Annotated in this window: 17 protein-coding genes; 7 read left to right on the plus strand and 10 right to left on the minus strand. The window is 69.8% G+C overall.

From position 1 onward, the window contains the following. Nucleotides 1-249: 249 nt before the first annotated feature. Entirely contained in the window at nt 250-762 is a 513-nt protein-coding gene (locus M2351_RS15015; RefSeq protein WP_264656922.1) for a BLUF domain-containing protein, read from the plus strand. Nucleotides 763-906: 144 nt separating this feature from the next. On the opposite strand, the gene M2351_RS15020 is transcribed toward M2351_RS15015, so the two are convergent. Both M2351_RS15020 and M2351_RS15025 read right to left on the minus strand, forming a co-directional pair. Beyond that, nucleotides 907-2,088 (minus strand): pyridoxal phosphate-dependent aminotransferase, encoded by a 1,182-nt coding sequence (locus M2351_RS15020; protein WP_264656923.1) that lies wholly within the window; start codon nt 2,086-2,088, stop codon nt 907-909. A 41-nt stretch (nt 2,089-2,129) separates the two neighbouring features. Then, complete coding sequence (locus M2351_RS15025; RefSeq protein ID WP_319801891.1) at nt 2,130-3,050, minus strand: alpha/beta fold hydrolase; 921 nt, start codon at nt 3,048-3,050, stop codon at nt 2,130-2,132. Nucleotides 3,051-3,207: 157 nt separating this feature from the next. Here M2351_RS15025 and M2351_RS15030 point away from each other — a divergent pair, with 157 nt between their 5' ends. Then, a complete protein-coding gene (locus M2351_RS15030; RefSeq protein WP_264656924.1) occupies nt 3,208-3,609 on the plus strand; it encodes a VOC family protein in 402 nt (133 codons plus the stop codon). A gap of 3 nt (nt 3,610-3,612) precedes the next feature. On the opposite strand, the gene M2351_RS15035 is transcribed toward M2351_RS15030, so the two are convergent. After that, nucleotides 3,613-4,311, minus strand: a complete 699-nt coding sequence (locus M2351_RS15035; RefSeq protein ID WP_264656925.1) for an MORN repeat-containing protein — start codon at nt 4,309-4,311, stop codon at nt 3,613-3,615. A 256-nt stretch (nt 4,312-4,567) separates the two neighbouring features. On the opposite strand from M2351_RS15035, the gene M2351_RS15040 reads away from it, so the two are divergent. Further along, nucleotides 4,568-6,076 carry an acetyl-CoA hydrolase/transferase family protein gene (locus M2351_RS15040; RefSeq protein WP_264656926.1) on the plus strand — a complete coding sequence of 503 codons (1,509 nt, stop codon included), beginning with the start codon at nt 4,568-4,570 and terminating at the stop codon, nt 6,074-6,076. 130 nt (nt 6,077-6,206) lie between these two features. Here M2351_RS15040 and M2351_RS15045 read toward each other — a convergent pair whose 3' ends face one another. Next, nucleotides 6,207-6,389 (minus strand): hypothetical protein, encoded by a 183-nt coding sequence (locus tag M2351_RS15045; protein WP_264656927.1) that lies wholly within the window; start codon nt 6,387-6,389, stop codon nt 6,207-6,209. A 204-nt stretch (nt 6,390-6,593) separates the two neighbouring features. On the opposite strand from M2351_RS15045, the gene M2351_RS15050 reads away from it, so the two are divergent. The 4 genes from M2351_RS15050 to M2351_RS15065 are packed head-to-tail and all read left to right on the plus strand — an operon-like array spanning nt 6,594 to nt 10,095. Continuing rightward, nucleotides 6,594-7,379 (plus strand): SDR family oxidoreductase, encoded by a 786-nt coding sequence (locus M2351_RS15050; protein WP_264656928.1) that lies wholly within the window; start codon nt 6,594-6,596, stop codon nt 7,377-7,379. Nucleotides 7,380-7,386: 7 nt separating this feature from the next. Continuing rightward, entirely contained in the window at nt 7,387-8,991 is a 1,605-nt protein-coding gene (locus tag M2351_RS15055) for an alpha-amylase family glycosyl hydrolase (protein WP_264656929.1), read from the plus strand. 22 nt (nt 8,992-9,013) lie between these two features. Beyond that, the gene (locus M2351_RS15060) at nt 9,014-9,307 is read left to right on the plus strand and encodes a GNAT family N-acetyltransferase (protein WP_264656930.1); all 294 of its coding nucleotides are present in this window, start codon (nt 9,014-9,016) and stop codon (nt 9,305-9,307) included. Continuing rightward, nucleotides 9,304-10,095: a DUF3108 domain-containing protein gene (locus tag M2351_RS15065; protein ID WP_264656931.1), complete on the plus strand. Its 792-nt coding sequence runs from the start codon at nt 9,304-9,306 to the stop codon at nt 10,093-10,095. The genes M2351_RS15060 and M2351_RS15065 overlap by 4 nt, the downstream gene beginning before the upstream one ends. A gap of 123 nt (nt 10,096-10,218) precedes the next feature. Here M2351_RS15065 and M2351_RS15070 read toward each other — a convergent pair whose 3' ends face one another. The 6 genes from M2351_RS15070 to M2351_RS15095 form a co-directional block, all read right to left on the minus strand. Beyond that, nucleotides 10,219-10,785 (minus strand): RT0821/Lpp0805 family surface protein, encoded by a 567-nt coding sequence (locus M2351_RS15070; protein ID WP_264656932.1) that lies wholly within the window; start codon nt 10,783-10,785, stop codon nt 10,219-10,221. A 94-nt stretch (nt 10,786-10,879) separates the two neighbouring features. Further along, complete coding sequence (locus tag M2351_RS15075; RefSeq protein ID WP_264656933.1) at nt 10,880-11,635, minus strand: SDR family NAD(P)-dependent oxidoreductase; 756 nt, start codon at nt 11,633-11,635, stop codon at nt 10,880-10,882. Nucleotides 11,636-11,639: 4 nt separating this feature from the next. Beyond that, the gene (locus M2351_RS15080) at nt 11,640-12,515 is read right to left on the minus strand and encodes an SMP-30/gluconolactonase/LRE family protein (RefSeq protein ID WP_264656934.1); all 876 of its coding nucleotides are present in this window, start codon (nt 12,513-12,515) and stop codon (nt 11,640-11,642) included. Continuing rightward, nucleotides 12,508-13,983 carry a xylulokinase gene (xylB, locus tag M2351_RS15085; RefSeq protein WP_264656935.1) on the minus strand — a complete coding sequence of 492 codons (1,476 nt, stop codon included), beginning with the start codon at nt 13,981-13,983 and terminating at the stop codon, nt 12,508-12,510. Before xylB ends, M2351_RS15080 begins: the two co-directional genes overlap by 8 nt. Nucleotides 13,984-14,125: 142 nt before the next feature. Beyond that, the gene (gene xylA, locus M2351_RS15090; RefSeq protein ID WP_264656936.1) at nt 14,126-15,433 is read right to left on the minus strand and encodes a xylose isomerase; all 1,308 of its coding nucleotides are present in this window, start codon (nt 15,431-15,433) and stop codon (nt 14,126-14,128) included. 11 nt (nt 15,434-15,444) lie between these two features. Beyond that, the gene (locus M2351_RS15095) at nt 15,445-16,620 is read right to left on the minus strand and encodes a Gfo/Idh/MocA family protein (protein ID WP_264656937.1); all 1,176 of its coding nucleotides are present in this window, start codon (nt 16,618-16,620) and stop codon (nt 15,445-15,447) included. Between the last annotated feature and the right edge of the window lie 11 nt (nt 16,621-16,631).

Here is a 16,631-nt window from a genome sequence, read left to right on the forward strand (position 1 = left end):
GGTGTCCGGTTCAAGATTGCCCCCAGGGCGGCAGGGGCTGCGCTGGAATGACGGCGGATCTGCGCAGAACGCGGGGGCCGGGGTTCTGGACATTAGGGACAACTAAAGTGGTATGACCGCGCGCAAGCGCCGCAGGGGCTTTTGATCGCATTATGATAAAATGCGTTCAAATGTTCCCGAGACACGGGATCGAACACTTTCCAGTTCGCTTGAGGCGCGATTTCGCGCCCTTGCGAGAGGGCCCTGCCCATGCTGACCATCGTCTACCGCAGCGAAGCGTCCCACGCTATGGCGTCGGCCGAACTGGCCGAACTCTGTCTGGTGAGCGCCCGCAACAACCGCGCCCTGGGCATCACCGGGTTTCTGCTGCACCAGGACGGCCTGTTCCTCCAGGTGCTGGAGGGGGAGCGCCGTGTCCTGGAACCGTTGTTCGAGCGAATCCGTCGCGACGACCGGCACCGGAACGTGGAGGTGCTGCTGCACGAGGACAGCACGACGAAGCCGAACTTCGCCTTCTGGTCCATGAACCTGGGGCCGCTCGATGATGAGGAGTTCCACACCCGCGTGTTGCGCGGCGTTACGACGAAGGAGGAATTCGCGGCGAAGACCCACGACCCGGACTTCGCCCTGGACATCCTGATGCGCGCCTACATGGAGGCCTGCGTGATGTCGGACGTGGACCCGGCCACCCACGACCTGACCTGCGGCGCCATCCCCGCCTGGATCCTGCCGACCTACATGGGTGGGATGGTTGAGGCGTGAACCGAAGCCGCTGTCTTGGAAACAGTTTTCACCACCAAGGCACCAAGACACCAAGTGAAAAGTTCTGGCTGGACCCTGGACCGGAGCCGATGCGAAAGCGCGGTGAGAGTTCTTTGTGACTTGGTGCCTTGGTGGTGAATCCTTTTACAAGGCGACCCTCTCCAAACCCGTCACAAACCGCGCGATGCGGCGGCAGGCCTCCGCCAACTGTTCCTCGCTGACGGCGAAGGACAGGCGGACGCAAGCCGCGGCAGCCGGGCCGAAGGCGCCGGCGTCGAGGACGGACACGCCGGTTTCGCGGAACAGGCGCCAGGCGAATTCCATGGTCGGCAGGCCAGTGCCGCTGACGTCCACCAGCATGAACATGCCCGCTTCCGGCTTCAGGCAGCGCAGGGTGGGGATGCCCTGGAGGCTTTCCAGCGCGATGTCGCGGCGGCGGCGGTAGCCCTCGCGCATCGCGGCGACGGCGGGGCCGCCCTGCTCGACGGCGACCAGCGCCGCCTGCTGGATGAAGCCGGGCATGCCGTAGAGCATGCAGAGCGCCAGCGTCGCCATGTGGCTGACGAGGTCGGCGGGGGCCACCACCCAGCCGGCGCGCCAGCCGGTCATGGCGTGCGACTTGGACAGGCTGTTGATCGTCACCGTGCGCTCCGCCATGCCCGGCAGAGTGGCGATGCTGATGTGCTCCCGGTCGAAGGTCAGGCTGGCGTAGACCTCGTCGGCGACGACCCACAGGTCGTGGCGGCGGGCGAGGTCGGCCACGGCCTCCAGCTCGGCCGGCGACATGACGACGCCGGTCGGGTTGGCCGGGGTGGCGAGGAAGATCGCCTTGGTGCGCGGCGTCACCGCGGCGGCGAGCGCCGTAGTGTCGAGGCGGAGCGTGGCGGGGTCGGCGCCAACGGGAACCAGCGTGGCGCCGGCGGCGCGGACGCAGGCCTCGTAGGTCAGGTACATGGGCTCCGGCACCAGCACCTCGTCGCCGGCCTCAACCAGGCACTGGGCGGCGTTGAACAGGCCATTCTGCGCGCCGGCGCAGACGATGACGTTCTCCGGCGCGACGTCCATGCCCGTGCGCCGCGCGTGGTCGCGGGCCAATGCCGCGCGCAGCTCCGGCCGGCCGGCGATGGGGGTGTAGTGGGTGTCGCCGGCGTGCAGGGCGGCGATGGCGGCATCGCGCACCGGCTCCGGCGTGTCGAAGTCTGGGTCGCCGACGCTCAGCACGATCACGTCCTCGCCGCGCGCCTTGGCCGCCCAGGCCGCGAAATGGATGTCCCACGCCGCCACGCGGTCGCCGCGGATGCGGTCCGTCAGGGTAGAAAAGCGCATCTCCGGAAAGCCCCAACGCTTGATGGTTGTTCGTTGCGATCTTATTCGTTTCGCTGGCCTCCGGACAGGAAGACGGTGAGGTCGCGGTTCACCCGCGCCGCCTCCTCGTGCTGCACCCAGTGGCTGGCCTTCTCCATATGCACCACACGGGCGTCGTCGCACAACGCGGCGGCGGCCTCCGCCAAGCCTTGTTCCAGGAATCGGTCGCGGTCCCCCCACAGGATCAGGGTCGGCGCGCGGACCCGCGCGTTCGGCGGGCGGAGGCCGCGGCGCAGCGCGCGGTACCAGTTCACCATGGCGGTCAGCGCGCCCGGCCGGCCCCAGGCCTCGCGGTAGCGGGCGAGGTCGTCGGCGTCGAAGGTGCCGGGCCGGCTGGTGCCGAGCAGGGCGCGCTCCGCCATCCGGAAGCCGTGGGCGGCCATCAGCCGTTCCGGCCAGCGGGGAAGCTGGAAGGCCAGCACATACCAGCTGCGCGCCGCCTGCGTGGGATGGCGCAGCGCGTAGGGCCGCACGGTCGCGGGGTGCGGCGCGTTCAGGATCGCGAGGCGCGCGACTCGGTCGAGCGCCAGCAGCGCCACCCACCAAGCGACGATCCCGCCCCAGTCGTGGCCGACCAGGGAGAAGGTTTCGCGTCCGGCCCAGTCGGCCAGCGCCAGCACGTCGGCGGCCAGCCGGTCGGTAGCGTAGGAGTCGATGCTCGGCGGCTTGTCGCTCATGCCGTAGCCGCGCTGGTCGGGCACCAGCACGCGAAAGCCGGCGGCGGCCAGCGCGCCGATTTGCCGGCGCCAGCCGTACCAGAATTCCGGGAAGCCGTGCAGCAGGATGACCAGCGGCCCGTCGGCCGGACCCGCATCGATGACGTGCAGGCGCACGCCCGGTTCCACCTCCACCATGCCGCCGCGCAGGCCGCCCCGGTCGGGCCGCGCCGGCTGGGCTGCGGCCTCCTGCTCCGTGTTCGCCATTCCCGTCCGCCACTCTTGTCTATTTTTGGTGAGCGAGACACATCGGGCGGCGGGAGCGCCCGGCAACTGCACCAATGGCCGCAAACCGGGGGTTGCGCGGGGCCTTGCCCTTGGCCCAGCATGGTGGAACAACGTCCGGAACCGGGAGGAGCCGCCTATGAATTCCAGCATTGATCGCTTTGCGATCGCGCGCATCGATCACTTCGTGCTGACCGTCGCTTCCATCGACCGGACCTGCGACTTCTACCAGAAGGTGCTGGGTATGGGGGTAGTCACCTTCGGCGCCGGACGGAAGGCGCTGAGTTTCGGCGGCCAGAAGATCAACCTGCACGAGGTGGGCAAGGAGTTCGAGCCCAAGGCGCAGCGTCCGACGGCCGGCTCCGGCGACTTCTGCCTGATCACGGAAACCCCATTGGAGGATGTCGTCGCCCACCTCGCCGCGCAGGGTGTGGCGGTCGAGGAGGGGCCGGTGCCGCGCACCGGCGCCACGGGCCCGATCCGCTCCGTCTATTTTCGCGACCCGGACGGGAATTTGGTCGAGGTCAGCAATTACGTCTGAGGCTCAATAGGGATCGGTGCGCGGCACCGGTGGGGATTCGTTCAGCCAATCTTCCAACCGCTGCGCCTGCGGTGTGCGCTCCGGTTCGGGAGGTGGAGAGGCTTTCGGTTCGGGGGGCGGCGGCATCGCGGCGGACTGGGGCGGGCTTCCCAGCGGACGCCCGGCGTGGACGGTCCCACGCGCGTCGACCAGCGGCTGGAACCGCCGGCCGTCGGCCGCCACGAAGGTGCCCGTCCCGCTCGGCCGGTTGCGGGTGAAGGTGCCGACGTAGCGACTGCCGTCGGGGTAGGTCAGCGTGCCGGAGCCGGTGCGGCGGTCGTCGCGCCACTCGCCCCGGTACTCTCGCCCATCCGGCCAGACGAAGGTCCCCTGGCCGTTGGCCAACCCGCGTTCAAAGGCGCCATCCAGGCGCCGGCCATCCCGCCACGCCACGCGGGCGCGGCCTTCCAGGCGCCCGTCGAGGAGAGTGCCCTCGACCTGCCCGTCGGCGCGACCGTCGTAGGACCAGGACAGCACGCCAGGCCCGTTCGCCCAGCCGTTCCGGCAGGCGCCCGACCAACGGATGACCTTGCGTCGTTCCGGATACTGGTCCCACACCCGGCAGTCGGAACCCTGGACCGTCACGGCCTGCTCGGCCCGCGCCGGAACCGGCGTGAAGGCCGCGAGACACAGGAGCGCGTGCACGGCCGGCAGGGTGCGCATGGTGGTGGTCCCTCGCTGGCTGGGTTAGTCCGCGGGTGGTGCCTCCCCATCCAACCGAACCCGCCGGGTTGGGTTCCCGACGGACGCGCGCACTGTCGCGATCGCGCCGGTACGCATGCTTATTAGGCTGGCCTGATATGCCCGACCGGCATTTGCAGCGCTGCGATGCCAAGTCCTATGACTGATTTCAACAAATAAGAGCGACTCGCCACCGCAATCAACGCTGTAAACGCCCGAGAAATTTTAAAGGAAACCAATGTACCGCGACCGTATTCGCCTGAAGTCCCTGTGGGGCAAGGTGGTGACTCCGGAAGAAGCCGCCTTGCTGATCCGCGATGGCATGACCATCGGGATGAGCGGCTTCACCCGCGCCGGCGACGCCAAGGCCGTTCCATTGGCGCTGGCCGAGCGCGCCGCGACGGAACGGCTGAAGGTCACGCTGATGACCGGCGCCTCGCTGGGCAACGACGTGGACCGCATCCTGACGGAAGCCGGCGTGCTGGCCCGCCGCCTGCCGTTCCAGGCCGACCCCGTGCTGCGCAAGGCGATCAACCGCGGCGAGGTGATGTTCGTCGACCAGCACCTGTCGGAAACGGTGGAGCTTCTGCGCTCCCGCCAGATGGGGCCGGTCGACGTCGCGGTCATCGAGGCCTGCGCGATCACCGAGACGGGCGGCATCGTCCCGACCACCTCCATCGGCAACTCGGCGACCTTCGCCATCCTGGCGGAGAAGATCATCATCGAGCTGAACCTGACCCAGCCGCTCGATCTTGAGGGGATGCACGACGTTTACATCCCGACGCGCCGCCCCTTCCGCGAACCGATCCCGGTGGTGACGTCGGAGAGCCGCGCCGGCCTGCCCTACATCCCCATCGACCCGTCGAAGATCGCGGCCATCGTGGTGACGCGCAAGCAGGACAGCAGCGCCACCATCCTGCCGCCCGACGACGAGACGCGGGGCATCGCCGGCCACCTGATCGAGTTCCTGGACCGCGAGGTGCGGCAGGGCCGGCTCGGCCGCTCGCTGAACCCCCTCCAGGCCGGCATCGGCACCATCGCCAACGCCGTGCTGCACGGGCTGATCGACGGGCCGTTCCACGACCTGACCATGTACAGCGAGGTGTTGCAGGACAGCACCTTCGATCTGTTCGACGCCGGAAAGCTGAATTTCGCGTCGGGATCCTCGATCACGCTGAGCGCCGGCAAATACGCCGAGGTGCTGCCGAAGATCGGCACCTACAAGGGCCGGCTGCTTCTGCGCCCGCAGGAGATCTCCAACCATCCGGAGGTGATCCGGCGGCTGGGCGTGATCGGCATCAACACGGCGCTGGAGTGCGACATCTACGGCAACGTGAATTCCACCCACGTCAACGGCACGCAGATGATGAACGGCATCGGCGGATCCGGCGACTTCGCGCGCAACAGCCACCTCGCCGTCTTCGTAACCAAGTCGCTGGCCAAGGGCGGCGCCATCTCCAGCATCGTGCCGATGGTCACCCACACCGACCACAACGAGCACGACGTGGACGTGATCGTGACGGAGGTCGGGCTGGCCGACCTGCGCGGCCTCGCCCCGCGGGAACGGGCGGAAACGATCATCCGCAACTGTGTCCACCCCAGCTACCGCGAACCGGCGATGGACTATCACCGCCGCGCGCTCCAGCGCGGGGGCCACACGCCGCATCTGCTGGAGGAGGCCTTCTCCTGGCATTCGCGGTACCAGCAGACGGGCAGCATGCAGCCGCGGGCGGCGGCTGCCGAATGACGCGATGGGAGGATTTTCACCACCAAGGCATCAAAACACCAAGATCAAGCTTGGTTTGGCCTAGGCTGCGGTCCGCGGCACGGGCTGGCGCCTTTGACTTGGTGCCTTGGTGTCTTGGTGGTGAATTCTCCTAACCCCGCCCGGCGTGCTGTTCCACATACAGCATCAGCGCCGGATAGTAATGGCGGTGCGACGCACTCTCTTGCTCACAGTAAAGGCGTGCCGAACCGCTCTCGATCCACGCGTCAAGTTCGCCGCTGGCGCGCTTTTGCGCGACGATGCGGTCGATCTTGTCCAGGATCTTATGGATCACGTCCAATCCCCTCTTCGTGTTGTTTGCCGGCAGTGCCGGTGATGTGCTGCGGACTATGGACCTCCGGCCGCGGTCGTGCTGCGCGTTGTCAGCATGCCTGCGTGCTGCAACGCACAAAGCCACCAGCGCCGGTGCCACCGGGAACCCTCGCCGGCCCCGCTGGTTGGCTCTGCTGTCCCAGCGCAGCAGCGGAGCGGCAGAACCATGGAATTGAACGGAAAGGTCGCGCTGGTCACCGGCGCCGGGTCGGGCATCGGGAAGGCGGCGGCGGTCCTGTTCGCCCGCGCCGGGGCGAGCGTCGGCGTTCTCAGCCACACCGACGACGAGATTCGCAAGACGGCGGAGGAGATCACTCGGGCCGGCGGCAAGGCCATCCCGCTGGTCGCCGACGTCGGCGACGATGCGGCAATGAAAAAGGCGGTGCAGCGGCTGGCGCAGGAATACGGACGGCTCGACATCGTCTTCGCCAACGCCGGCATCAACGGCGTCTGGGCCCCCATCGACGAGCTGACGCCGGAGGAGTGGGACCGCACCATCAACACCAACCTGCGCGGCACTTACCTGACGCTGCACCACGCGGTGCCGCACCTGAAGAAGGCCGGCGGCGGGTCGATCCTGGTCACCGCCTCCATCAACGGGACGCGGGTGTTCAGCAACGCCGGGGCCACCGCCTATTCCTGCACCAAGGCGGCGCAGGTGGCGATGGTAAAGATGCTGGCGCTGGAACTGGCCAAGCACCGCATCCGCGTCAACGCGATCTGCCCGGGCATGATCGACACGGACATCCAGGACAACACCCAGTCCCGCAACACCGAGAAGGCGGAGGAGCCGGCGGAGTACCCGAAGGGCGAAGTGCCGCTGACCGGCGGCAAGGCGGGCAGCAGCGACGACGTGGCGGAACTGGCGTTGTTCCTGGCGTCCGACCGGTCGAAGCACATCACCGGCACGCCCGTCTGGATCGACGGCGCCGAATCCCTGCTGATCGGCTGAGGGCCGGATGGCGGCGGATCGAAATCTGGACGACTTCGCCTGGTGGCAGAGCGGGGTGGTCTATCAGGTCTACCCGCGCTCATTCCAGGATTCGAACGGGGACGGGGTGGGGGACCTGCCGGGGTTGCTGGCGCGGCTGGACCATCTGGTGACGTTGGGCGTGGACGCCGTGTGGATCTCGCCGATCTACCCGTCGCCGATGGCCGATTTCGGCTACGATGTGGAGGACTACACCGGCGTCCACCCGCTGTTCGGGACGATGGAGGACTTCGACCGGCTGGTCGCCGCGGCGCACGAGCGCGGGCTGAAGGTGATCCTGGACTATGTGCCGAACCACAGCTCCGACCGGCACCCGTGGTTCGTGGCAAGCCGCTCCTCCCGCGACGACGCAAAGCGCGACTGGTACGTCTGGCGCGACCCCGCTCCCGATGGCGGGCCGCCCAGCAACTGGCTGTCGGAGTTCGGGGGCAGTGCCTGGGAATGGGACGAGGCGACCGGGCAATACTACTACCACGCCTACCTGAAGGAGCAGCCGGACCTGAACTGGCGCAGCCCGGAGGTCCGCGCGGCCATGCTGGACGCGCTGCGCTTCTGGCTCGACCGCGGCGTGGACGGCTTCCGCGTGGACGCCATCCACCACCTGATCGAGGATGAGCAACTCCGCGACAACCCGCCGAACCCCGGCTGGCGCGAGGGCATGTCGCCGACACGGCGCGTGATCCGCATCCACACCATGGACCAGCCGGAAGTGCACGACGCCATTGCCGCCATGCGCCGCGTCGTGGATTCCTACTCCGGCGACCGGCTGCTGATCGGGGAGGCGTACCTGCCCATCGACCAGCTGATGGCCTATTACGGAACCGACCTGTCCGGCTTCCAGCTGCCCTTCAACTTCCACCTGCTGTCAACCCCGTGGGAGGCCAAGGCCCTGGCCGCCCTGATCGATCAGTATGAGGCGGCGCTGCCGCCCGGCGGCTGGCCGAACTGGGTGCTGGGCAACCACGACCGCTCCCGCGTGGCGAGCCGGCTGGGCAAGGCGCAGGCGCGGGTGGCGGCCATGCTGCTGCTGACGCTCCGCGGCACGCCCACGCTCTATCAGGGCGACGAGATCGGCATGACCGACGTGCCCATCCCGCCGCACCTCGTGCAGGACCCCTGGGAAAAGAACGTGCCCGGCCTGGGACTCGGCCGCGATCCGGCGCGTACGCCCATGCCCTGGGACGGCACGCCCGGCGCCGGCTTTACCAGCGGGAAGCCCTGGCTGCCGCTGGGGCCGGAGGCGACGCGGGTGAACGTCACGGCGCAGGCGGCCGATCCGGGCTCCAAGCTCGCGCTCTACAAGGCCCTGCTGGCACTGCGGCGGGTGGAGCCGGCGCTCTCGGTGGGAAGCTACCGCCGCGTCTCGGCCGAGGACGATGTGCTGGTGTACGAGCGGGCGCACGGCGGGCGCCGGCTGTGGGTGCTGCTGAACCTCGGGCGGGATCTGGCGATGGTGGACGCCCCGGTGGAGGGTGCCCATATCCGGGTATCGACCCACCTCGATCGGGACGGGGAGCCGGTGGCGGGCAGCGTCCGCCTGCGGCCCAACGAAGGGGTGGTCATCGGTCCATGAAAACGGGGGCAGAGACAGCGACATGAGCGCGGACGTGAAGAACAACGCGGCCAAGAACCGCTACGAGCTGAAGGTCGGCGACGCGACGGCCATCGCGCAGTATGAGCCCGGCGAGGGCCGCATCACCTTCACCCACACGGAGGTGCCGGAAAGCCTGTCCGGCCAGGGCGTCGGGTCGGCGCTGGCCCGCGGCGCGCTGGACGACGCGCGGGCGCGGGGCTTGCGCGTCGTGCCGGTCTGCACCTTCATCGCCGGCTATCTGAAACGCCATCCCGAATACCAGGACATCGTCGACCCGCCCCCGCCGGCCTCATGATTGGTGTGAGAGGGCTGCTGGCCGGCCTCACGCTCCTGCTGATGCCGGCGGGGGCGGGGGCCGCGACGCTGGAGATGGAGTTCGCCGCCTACAGCGGCGGCGTCTCGCTGGCCCGCGGCAGCGTGGTGCTGGATGAGGCGGCCGGTGGGCGCTACCGCGCGCGGCTGCTGGCGGAGGCCAGCCCGTGGCTGAGCCTGTTCACCAACTTCCGCTACAGCGCCGAATCCCAGGGCTTGCTGGAGACCGGTTCGGTGCGCCCCGACCGGTTCCGCGGCGAACGCCGGCTGCGGAAGAAGAACGACGTCATGGCGCTGGCCTTCCGGCCCGACGACGTGGAGGTGCAGGCGGAGCCGCCGCTCTCCGCCGACAAGGCCGCGCGTGTTCCGGCCGAGAGCCGCCGCGGCAGCGTCGATCCGCTCAGCGTCGGCGCGGCGGTCATCCTGTCGGCCAGCCGCGCCGGGGGCTGCGGCGGGACCTACCCGGTGTTCGACGGGCGCCGCCGCTACGACGTGATCATGAAGCCAAACGGGCGGCAGGAGCTTCCGCACTCCAGCTACCGCATCGCGTCTGGCACGGCGGAGGTCTGCGCGGTGACCATCCGTCCCGTGGCCGGCTTCCAGACCGACCGTGACCCGTCCAAGTTCTTCGCCGACGGCCAGGACCGCCACGCGACCGTCTGGTTCGGCCGCAACGCGTCGGGCGGCCGCGTCGTCCCGGTGACCGTCGAGGTACCGACCGACAGCGCGACCGTGCTGGTGCAGACGGTGGCGGTGAAGGAAGGCGGGTAGGGTGCGGGCGCCGCGGCCCCCTCCCTAACCCTCCCCCGCTCTCGCGGGAGAGGGGACTGCCGCCACCTTGCCCCAGAGCCCCTCCACCGCGAAGCGGGGGAGGGTTAGGGAGGGGGCAAAAGCCTACTGCTGCGCCACCAGCTTCCACTGGCCGTCTTCGCCGCGGCAGGCGGTGCCGTTGGCGGTTTCCTGGCGGCCGTCGATGAAGACCTTGTGCTGGAACTCCTTGCACTCGCGCCCCTGCTGGTCGCGGCCGGCGCGGATCGGGGTGATGCTGCCGCGGGTGGTCGAGGAATCCGGGCTGTTCCAGCGGATGGTCTGGCCGACCGGCGCGTCCAGCGCGCGCGATTCCGCCGTGTGCACGGCGTCGCGGGAGCCGGGGCTGAGCTGGTCCATCAGGTAGCCGCCCGCGAAGTAGCCGAGCAGGCCGCCGGCGCCGATGGCCAGCAGGTTGCCGGTGCCCTTGCCGATCTGCGAGCCGACCAGCGCGCCCACAGCCGCCCCGCCGAGCTTGCCCAGCAGGTCGTTGTCGATGCCGAAGGTCTGGTTCTGGCTGTCCTGGCCTTGGTTGTTCTGGCCCTGGTTGTTCTGGTTGGGCCAGCCGAGACCGAAATTGCCCTGCGCCAGAGCCGGGGCGGACAGCAGGGACAGGCCCAGGCAGACGACCGTAGACATTCGGACCAGAGACACGGCGACTACTCCTTTTGCGCGGTTGGGTCCGCATCTCATCACCGCGGCCAAGCTGCCGGTTGGGGCAAAACGGCGACAAGAGAAAGGGGCGGCTTTACACCCAGCCGCCGTCGACGATGAAGCTCTGGTTCGTGCACATGGCGCTGTCGTCGGACGCCAGGAACAGCACCATGCGGGCGATGTCCACAGGCTCCAGCAGGCGCTTCAGGCACTGGTGGTCGAGGATGGTGCGCTTGTTGTCCTCCGTGATCCACAGGCGCAGCTGCCGTTCGGTCATCACCGCGCCGGGCATCACGCAGTTGACCCGGACGCCGGAGGGGCCGAGGTCGCGGGCGAGGCTGCGCGTCAGGCCGAGCACGGCGGACTTCGCGGCGCTGTAGGCCGCCATGCCGCCCTGGCCGATCACCCAACTGATGGAGCCGAGGTTGACGATGGACCCGCCGCCGGCCTCGATCATCAGGGGCGCCGCGGCCTGGGCCGTGAAGAACTGGTGGCGCAGGTTCACGGCCATGCGGTCGTCCCAATAGTCGGGCGTGACGTCCTGCCAGGGGTGGCGGTCGTTGCTGGCCGCGTTGTTGACGAGCACGCGCAACGGCCCGAGCGCGTCCGCGGCCTGTTGGACGGAGGCGCGCAGGGCGGCGATGTCGCGCAGGTCGCAGGGGAGGAACAGGGGTTTGGCCTCCCCCATCCGTTCCACAAGCGCGCGGGAGGGCTCCTCCGCGATGTCCAGGAAGGCGACGCGGCTGCCCTGGGCGCAGAAACGCTCGACGATGGCGGCGCCGATGCCGGTTCCGCCGCCGGTGACCAGCACGGCCCGGTCCTTCAGGCTGGGGTAGCGCGCGTCGCTCATGGGGTCACCCCGCGAAGAAGGGTTCGGGAAGGCCGGGCACATCGACCTCGACGGCGAAGAGGGAACCCGCCAGCGGGTCGTCCGGCCGTCCGTCCGCGGCCGTGGTGATGTAGAGCGTGGTCAGGTCCGGCCCGCCGAAGGCCGGGCAAGTGGTGTTCGGCGTCGGCACCGTGATGATGGTGTCCACCGTGCCGTCCGGCGCGTAGCGCACCACGCGCCCGCCGCCATATTCGGCGTTCCACAGATAGCCTTGGGAGTCGACCACGGAGCCGTCCGGGTGGCCGGGACCGGGCGGCAACCGGTGGAAATCGCGCCGCGTGCCGATTGCGCCCGTCGCCGGGTCGTAGCCGTAGGCGCGGATCACCCGCTGCGGCGTGTCGGTCATGTAGAGGGTGCGGCCGTCTGGGCTGACGCACAGGCTGTTGGCGATAACCACGTCCGGAATCAGGCGGTGCAGGCTGTGGTCGGCGTCGAGGCGCCAGACGGAGGCGATCGGGCGCTGCGGATTGCCCTCGTCCAGGCCGCCGACAAGGAAGCGGCCCTGCCGGTCGCAACGTCCGTCGTTGGCGCGGGTGGTCGGCAAATCCGGTTCGAAGGCGCAGATCGCCTCGCTGCGGCCGCTGTCGGGGTCGAAGACGGCGAGGCTGCGGGCAAAGCCGGCCAGCAGCGTGCCGTCGCGGCGCAGGGCCATGCAGGCGAGGCGGTCGGGCAGATCCCAGTTTCGGCTGGTGCCGCGTGCGGGCTCGAACGCCCACAGGCGGCGGCCCTGGATGTCGGTCCAGAACAACGTCTGGCGCTGTTCGGACCAGAGCGGGCTCTCGCCCAGGGTGTTCCGGCCGGAGACGACCGGCCGCGCGTCGAGGTGCCTTGGTTCAGGCATCGTTTGAGTCCCGGAATGTGTCCTTCAGGTCGCCGTACAGGCGACGGAACAGACGGTGGCGTCGGGCCATCACCTCGGCAAGGGCCGGGTCGGGCTCGACGCTGGCGCGAACGGGCAGGGGGCGGCACACCACGTCGGGATCCTCCCCGGTTTCGGCCAGCCGGGCCAGACGCGCGGCGCCGAAGGCCGGGCCGACCTCCGCCCCCGCGGGGTAGTCGAGCGGGCGGTCGAGCGCGCTGGCCAGGATGCGGCCCCACAGCGCGCTGCGCGCGCCGCCGCCGATGACCAGCAGCCGGCCGACGCTGGTCCCGGCCTCCTCCAGCGCGTCCAGCCCGTCGCGCAGCGCGAAGGCCACCCCTTCCAACACCGCGCGGGCGAGCGCGCCGCGGCTGGTGTTGTGGGTCAGGCCGAAGACCACGCCCTTGGCGTTGGGGTCGTTGTGCGGTGTGCGCTCCCCGGACAGGTAGGGCAGGAAGACGAGGGAACCGATGTCGGGGGGCTGCTCCTCCGCCTCGCGCAGCAGGGTGGCCTCGTCGGCGCAGCCGGTCAGGCGGGCGGCGAAGGTGAGGCTGCTGGCGGCGCTGAGGATCACCGACATCTGGTGCCAGCGGCCGGGCAGGGCGTGGCAGAAGGCGTGCACGCCGCGCTCCGGGTTCGGGGCGAAGCGGTCGCCGCTGGCGAACAGCACGCCCGACGTGCCGAGCGACAGGAAGGCCGTGCCCGGCGCCACCACCCCGACGCCGACCGCGCCCGCCGCGTTGTCGCCGCCCCCGGCCGCGACGATGGTGCCGGGCGGCACGCCCCAGGCCGCGGCGACCTCGGGACGGAGCGAGCCGGTGGGCTGGGACCCTTCGAAGAGGCGCGGCATGTGGGACTCATTGAGGCCGGTTGCCTCCAGCATCGCCGGGGACCAGGCGCGGGCGCCGACGTCGAGCCACAGCGTGCCGGCGGAATCGGAGAGGTCCGAGGCGTGGTCGCCGGTCATGCGCAGGCGCAGGTAATCCTTCGGCAGCAGGACCTTGGCGGTGGCGGTGAAGACGTCGGGCTCATGCGCCGCGACCCAGAGGAGTTTAGGGGCAGTGAATCCGGGCATGGCGCGGTTGCCGGTGACGGCGCGGAGGTCGGGTGCGCGCCGTTCCAACTCCGCGCATTCGGCGCCGCTGCGCCCGTCGTTCCACAGGATGGCCGGGCGGAGGACGCGGTCGTTGCGGTCCAGCAGCGTCGCTCCGTGCATCTGCCCGGACAGGCCGACGGCGCGGACGGCGGCCATAGCCTGGGGGTGGGCGGATTTGAGATCGGCGATGGCACGGTTGGTGGCGGCCCACCAATCCTCCGGATCCTGCTCCGACCACAGGGGGTGGGGGCGGTGGACCTCCAGCGGGGCGGTGGCTTGGGCGATGAGAGCTTGCGCGTCGTCGATGAGGACGGCCTTCACGCCGGAGGTGCCGAGGTCGATGCCGAGGTGCATGGGGGACTCCTGTTCAAGCTCCCTCCCCCGCCCCGGGGGAGGGTTGGGGCGGTGGTACCGACAAGGATCAGCGCCTTGATCCTTGCCGGCACCCTCACCCGACGCCTGCGGCGTCACCCTCTCCCGAGGCGGGAGAGGGTTCTCACACCACCCGGTTCACCAGATTTTCCAGCATTTCCTGCCGGCCGGATCGCGGCTTTGGGTCCATCCCCAGCCCGGCGTCGGCGGCGGCGGCGAGGTCCATGCCGCCGAGCAGATCACGGCCGAAGGGCCCGGTCCAGCCCTTGTAGCGATCGTCCACGAAGCGGCGCAGCCGGCCGTCCTCGACCAGCTTTTCGGCCGACAGCAACGCACGCGCCAGCGTGTCGATGCCGCCGACGTGGGCGTGGAGGAGGTCGTCGGGCTCGACGCTCTGGCGGCGGATCTTGGCGTCGAAGTTGAAGCCGCCGGTGGTGAGGGCGCCGGCCTCCAGGATGCGGGACAGGGGCAGGGCGAGGTCGTTGGCGTCGTTGGGGAACTGGTCGGTGTCCCAGCCGTTCTGCGGGTCGCCGCGGTTGATGTCGATGGAGCCGAAGATCCCCATCGCCAGCGCGGTCGCCACCTCATGCTCGAAGCTGTGGCCGGCGAGCGTGGCGTGGTTGACCTCAATGTTCACGCGGACCTCGTCCTCCAGCCCGTAGCGCTTCAGGAAGCCGTAGACGGTCGCCACGTCGTGGTCGTACTGGTGCTTGGTCGGCTCCATGGGCTTGGGCTCGATCAGGATCGTGCCCGGGAAGCCGATGCGGTGCTTGTGCTCCACCACCATGGTCAGGAAGCGGCCCATCTGGTCCAGTTCGCGCTTTAGGTCGGTGTTCAGCAGCGTGTCGTAGCCCTCGCGCCCGCCCCACAGCACGTAGTTGACGCCGCCCATCCGGTGCGTCGCCTCCAGCGCATCGCGCACCTGGGATGCTGCACAGGCGAACACCTCCGGGTCGGGGTTGGTGGCGGCCCCGGCCATGTAGCGGGGGTGGGAGAACAGGTTCGCCGTGCCCCAGAGCAGCTTGATCCCGGTCCGCTCCATGTGCGCCTGCGCCGTCTCGGTCAGGCGGGCGAAGGCGGTTTGGGTTTCCCGCAAGGACCCCAGCTCCGGCGCGATGTCGCGGTCGTGGAAAGTGTAGAAGGGAACGCCCAGCGTCTCGAACAGCTCGAAGGCGGCGGCCATCTTCTGCTCCGCCAAGGCCATCGGGTCGCCGGGGCGCATCCAGGGGCGGTCGATCGTTCCGGCCCCGAACGGATCGGTGCCGGGCCAGCAGAAGCTGTGCCAGTAGCAGACGGCGATGCGCAGCTGGTCGGCCATGCGCTTGCCCAGGACCATGCGGTCGGGGTCGTACCAGCGGTAGGCCAGCGGGTTGTCGCTGTCCGGCCCTTCGTAACGGACCCGGTCCGTTCCGGTGAAGTAACGGTCGGCCATGATCGGTCCTTTCAGAGGGTGACCCAAGCCGCGCCCTGGCGGCTGGAGTCGACGGCGGCGTGGATGAAGCGCACGCCCCGCACGCCGTCCCGGACGGTTGGGACGAGGCGCGCCTGCGCATCCGGCTCGCCCCAGCCCAGCCGTTCGCCGATCAGGTCGGCGGTGTCGCGGTAGAGCTGGGCGAAGCCCTCCAGATAGCCTTCCGGGTGGCCGGGCGGGATGCGGGTGGCGTGCGCGGCGGCGGGGTTGGAACCGGCGCCGCCCCGCGTGATAGTGCGCGGCGGCTCCCCAAAGGGGCTGAGGCGCAGGTGGTTGGGCTGCTCCTGGAACCACTCCAGCCCGCCCTGGTCGCCGTAGACGCGCAGGCGCAGGCCGTTCTCGTGGCCGGGGGCGACCTGGCTCGCCCACAGCATGCCGCGGGCGCCGTTGTCGTAGCGCAGCATCATGTGGGCGTTGTCGTCCAGGCGCCGGCCGTCCACGAAGGTCGTCAGGTCGGCGGCGAGGCCGGTGCAGCGCAGGCCGGTGACGAACTCCGCCAGCTGGAAGGCGTGCGTGCCGATGTCGCCGACGCAGCCGGCGATGCCGCTCCGCGCCGGGTCGGTGCGCCAAGCCGCCTGCTTCTGGCCGATTTCCTCCAGCGGCGTGGTCAGCCAGTCCTGCGGGTATTCGACCTGCACGACGCGGATGCGGCCGAGATCCCCGGCCTCCACCATGGCGCGGGCCTGCCGGACCATGGGGTAGCCGGTGTAATTGTGCGTCAGCGCGAAGACGAGGCCGGTGCGCTCGACCATGGAGGCGAGATCTTCGGCGTCTTCGATCGTGGTCGTCATCGGCTTGTCGCAGATGACGTGGATGCCGGCCTCCAGGAAGGCCTTGGCGGCGGGGTGGTGCAGGTGGTTGGGCGTGACGATGGCGACCGCGTCGATGCGGTCTTCGCGGGACGCCTCGGCCTTCGCCATCTCCTGGAAGCTGGCGTAGCAGCGGTCCGGGGCGAGGAACAGGTCGGCGCCGCTGACCCGCGCCCGCTCGGGGTCGGACGACAGCGCGCCGGCCACCAGCTCGTACCGGTCGTCCAGCCGGGCGGCGATGCGGTGCACCGCGCCGATGAAGGCGCCTTGCCCGCCACCGACCATGCCGAGGCGGAGGCGCCGGCGGGGTGTGGAACCCGCTTTCCCTTCAATGGTCATGTCGAGTCCTC

This window comes from Azospirillum canadense, assembly GCF_025961225.1.
Lineage (GTDB): Bacteria > Pseudomonadota > Alphaproteobacteria > Azospirillales > Azospirillaceae > Azospirillum > Azospirillum canadense.

Bases quoted from the DNA above. Each gene is read 5' to 3' on its own strand.
- xylA (WP_264656936.1), bottom strand. From the start codon at position 15,433: ATGGCCGACCGTTACTTCACCGGAACGGACCGGGTCCGTTACGAAGGG.
- M2351_RS15050 (WP_264656928.1), top strand. From the start codon at position 6,594: ATGGAATTGAACGGAAAGGTCGCGCTGGTCACCGGCGCCGGGTCGGGC.
- M2351_RS15060 (WP_264656930.1), top strand. From the start codon at position 9,014: ATGAGCGCGGACGTGAAGAACAACGCGGCCAAGAACCGCTACGAGCTG.
- M2351_RS15030 (WP_264656924.1), top strand. From the start codon at position 3,208: ATGAATTCCAGCATTGATCGCTTTGCGATCGCGCGCATCGATCACTTC.
- M2351_RS15095 (WP_264656937.1), bottom strand. From the start codon at position 16,620: ATGACCATTGAAGGGAAAGCGGGTTCCACACCCCGCCGGCGCCTCCGC.
- M2351_RS15020 (WP_264656923.1), bottom strand. From the start codon at position 2,088: ATGCGCTTTTCTACCCTGACGGACCGCATCCGCGGCGACCGCGTGGCG.
- M2351_RS15080 (WP_264656934.1), bottom strand. From the start codon at position 12,515: ATGCCTGAACCAAGGCACCTCGACGCGCGGCCGGTCGTCTCCGGCCGG.
- M2351_RS15075 (WP_264656933.1), bottom strand. From the start codon at position 11,635: ATGAGCGACGCGCGCTACCCCAGCCTGAAGGACCGGGCCGTGCTGGTC.
- xylB (WP_264656935.1), bottom strand. From the start codon at position 13,983: ATGCACCTCGGCATCGACCTCGGCACCTCCGGCGTGAAGGCCGTCCTC.
- M2351_RS15055 (WP_264656929.1), top strand. From the start codon at position 7,387: ATGGCGGCGGATCGAAATCTGGACGACTTCGCCTGGTGGCAGAGCGGG.
- M2351_RS15015 (WP_264656922.1), top strand. From the start codon at position 250: ATGCTGACCATCGTCTACCGCAGCGAAGCGTCCCACGCTATGGCGTCG.
- M2351_RS15065 (WP_264656931.1), top strand. From the start codon at position 9,304: ATGATTGGTGTGAGAGGGCTGCTGGCCGGCCTCACGCTCCTGCTGATG.
- M2351_RS15040 (WP_264656926.1), top strand. From the start codon at position 4,568: ATGTACCGCGACCGTATTCGCCTGAAGTCCCTGTGGGGCAAGGTGGTG.
- M2351_RS15025 (WP_319801891.1), bottom strand. From the start codon at position 3,050: ATGGCGAACACGGAGCAGGAGGCCGCAGCCCAGCCGGCGCGGCCCGAC.
- M2351_RS15035 (WP_264656925.1), bottom strand. From the start codon at position 4,311: ATGCGCACCCTGCCGGCCGTGCACGCGCTCCTGTGTCTCGCGGCCTTC.